This is a genomic window from Borreliella californiensis, from assembly GCF_014205885.1.
GTDB classification, from domain to species: Bacteria; Spirochaetota; Spirochaetia; order Borreliales; family Borreliaceae; genus Borreliella; species Borreliella californiensis.
The window spans coordinates 1-2120 of sequence record NZ_JACHFB010000027.1 but is presented as its reverse complement, the minus strand read 5'-3'; the positions used below and the strand labels follow the sequence as shown (position 1 = coordinate 2120).

Sequence of the window (2120 nt, the reverse complement as noted above, 5' to 3'; positions counted from 1 at the left end):
AAAACTCAAACTTTACAAAGCATTACAAGCAATATTAATAGTGTTGTTTTTGCTTTACGTCATATTGGTACTGATGAGTCATTTAGACTGATTTTCAAGGCCTTCTTAAACGTGGACATTGAAGTTACCACTCCCGAAGCCGGTGTTATTGATATCTCTCTAAAGGGGGCAATAAAAACAAACTTTACTACATTTATTTCTCCTAGCACTGAAAAAGGAAAACGACCTAAAAAGATTCTAATTAGAGAAAAGAAACCGGGGTACGCTGCATCTAAAAAAGCTTTAGTATTTAACTCCCTTCCTAAGGGCTATGATCATTCAATTTATGCTTTTATAAAGAGAATTGTTCCTATTGGCAGAGTTCTCAAAATTAATAATAAAGATGGCAACAATATTATAACTTTTAACAACTAAGGAGGCTTTATGGCTGATGATCAAGAAAAATTATTAATTGATGAAGAAGAAACGGTTCAAATTAAAGATTTGAATAGAGTTAAAATCATTAATAACAATGATCTTTTACTACTTGATGATGGGGTTGCAAGTAGCAACGCTATTACCTTTAAAGACTTTTTAGAAACCACTAAAGACAAGACATTTAAAGGAGAAGGATTAGATTATTTTAAGGAAATAATTAAGTCTACAATTGCCGAAGAGCTTGCAGCTGATACGGACTTTGTAGAAAAAATTTATGCTAAAATAACAGACAAGCTAATTAACAACGATTCTACTAATATATCTAACCTTTTTAGTAAAATTAAATCTCACCTTACAAGTAGCATATCATCAACCATCCTACATAAACACGATGATCTTTTGATAATGTCCCATTCATCAAACATTATTGAAAAAACACCCGTTCCTAGACAATTAACTGGCATACCATCCGATTATCAACCTTACAAAGGTAAAACTTCAGGTACTACGTTTTATCCTTATGAATACCAGGGTAAAAGAACAGTTATTAATATGGACGATTACGGCGATGTAACTCTTTGTTGTAATAAAAGTCTTGACGATGTACCAGCTTACCTTGATATTGATATTGATATAAAACACAATAGCAATGGGAGTAAATCATTATATGTAAGGTATTCCGACGAAAGTCAAAAAAGCCTAGTTTATCTGCATGAGAGCTCCTCGTCAGTATCTATTCTAGTTCCTATGTACAAAGGATGGTATGTCCAAAAAAGATCTCAGATATCAGGAAATCCAGTCCCATTTTTTTGTAAACTATAAACTTTTTTAGCAAAAATTAAAATTTTGGTATATATTATACATATAAAAATAAAAAAATTAAAATGAAGGATTAAAAAATGGATAGTATTAAAATAACCGAGCTTCTTATTAATCTAAATGAAATTAAACTTATAGCAGTAATGATTTTTGCCACAGTACTAATTCTTGGAGTGTTAATTCTTCTCAAGCCTTTACTAAAAGATATATTGACCATAGTCATAGGCAAGATTTTTAAGAATGGCAATGGAAATGGCAATACTCACATTAAAAAAAGAGATTAACTAATGAACTTATCTAAAGATAATCTTGAAACTGGACTTAAGTCCATAACAAGCCTTATTGATATATTTTCTAAATTTGAAGATGAATTTGATGAAATTGCACATAAAGGATTTTTTTTAGTTTATGAACTATATGCTCACTATACATTAATCTATAAAGCAAATATGGAAAAACTTGAGAATGCATTGACTCCAACAATAACTAAAACACTCGCTCCAATAAATGAGAAAATCAATCACTGTATTGATCTAGTTAATTCTGATGGAAAAAATCTAAAAATATCTAATAATCTAAAATTTAATCAGGAAGGAAACCCTATCTATAAGGAAAGAACAAATAATGCAAAATAACACTATTGAGTTGGGGCTTAATTTACTATCAGGCTTAACCAACATAGCTAAAACTAATACAAACATAGATCATAATTACATTAATACTTTTAGCAGTGTAATAGATTTTTTCTGCAAAACATATATTGGAACACTAAAATCAATGCAAACAGCTGAATCAATGAAAATATTTGAAGAAATACAAGACATATTAAAATACAATATTGAAATAATAGAAGCTACTTCCAGTGACAAAAGTAAAAAAATTAT

Annotated in this window: 5 protein-coding genes; all 5 read left to right on the top strand. The window is 29.5% G+C overall.

Annotated elements, in window-relative coordinates:
* Positions 1-414 (top strand): DUF735 family protein (locus tag HNP67_RS06705; RefSeq protein WP_184125781.1); only part of this gene is annotated, 414 nt, incomplete at its 5' end.
* 9 nt (positions 415-423) lie between these two features.
* Positions 424-1239: a DUF685 domain-containing protein gene (locus HNP67_RS06700; RefSeq protein ID WP_184125779.1), complete on the top strand. Its 816-nt coding sequence runs from the start codon at positions 424-426 to the stop codon at positions 1237-1239.
* A 77-nt stretch (positions 1240-1316) separates the two neighbouring features.
* Entirely contained in the window at positions 1317-1520 is a 204-nt protein-coding gene (locus tag HNP67_RS06695) for a BlyA family holin (RefSeq protein ID WP_184125777.1), read from the top strand.
* Between the two features lie 3 nt (positions 1521-1523).
* Entirely contained in the window at positions 1524-1871 is a 348-nt protein-coding gene (locus HNP67_RS06690; protein WP_184125775.1) for a BlyB family putative holin accessory protein, read from the top strand.
* A partial coding sequence (locus HNP67_RS06685; protein ID WP_184125773.1) for a BlyB family putative holin accessory protein occupies positions 1861-2120 on the top strand: 260 nt, incomplete at its 3' end. The genes HNP67_RS06690 and HNP67_RS06685, both read left to right, overlap by 11 nt.